We start from the raw sequence: 650 nt of genomic DNA, 5'->3' as shown, positions 1-650 counted from the left end.
CAGCAACCCTGCACCTGCAAGGCGAGCCCAAGCAGGAAGTTCCTCATTGCTCGCCAGGTAGGCGCCGCCACCAAGGCCGAGCAGGTTGTTGATAACCACTCGCTCAGCTGTGCCGGAATTAGGGATCGGATCCTTAAGCACGGTTTGCCCGACGCGTGCCAGTTCGCGCATCTCCCTGGTTGATCCGCTCCTCACCATCGGCCACAGCGCAGATGGACGGATATCCCCAGAGGCGCCAGCAACCTGCTTCAGCGCGTCCTCTGCTGTGCGCAGATTCGCCCATTGAGAGTTTGCCTGCTTCAGGAGCTTCGCATCAGCGCTTCCGACACTTCGGAATGCAGCCTCATCCACAACTCTACGAAGGGCCTTTACCATTCCTTCAATGGCGGGATCACCCTTAACTTTTGCTAGCTCGCTCCGAAGCGATTGGTACTTTGCGCCACTGACTGATCCGTCCGCGAAGTTGTCGAGAATGCTATCGAGCTGATTCCTGACTACCTGCGCTCTATCACCAGTCATGTTCTTCATTGCCGTCTGCTCAATCCCCGCCAAGCGGACTAGATCGGATCTGTCGAGAGAGACGTTGTTACGGCTGAAGATGTTGTTATAGACGCTGCTGATCCCATCGCGAGAGGCACGCATCACATCAT

The 650-nt window shown here is 56.6% G+C and carries 1 protein-coding gene; it reads right to left on the bottom strand.

Annotated features, from left to right (window positions below; translation table 11 throughout):
• On the bottom strand, positions 1 to 650 hold a 650-nt coding region (locus tag ACFCYN_RS25460), incomplete at both ends, for a hypothetical protein (RefSeq protein WP_375952977.1).

The sequence above is a fragment of the Gottfriedia sp. NPDC056225 genome (genome assembly GCF_042267765.1).
GTDB lineage: Bacteria > Bacillota > Bacilli > Bacillales > Bacillaceae_G > Gottfriedia.
Note: the sequence above shows the minus strand (reverse complement) of the source record. Positions and strands in the feature narration are given on the sequence as shown.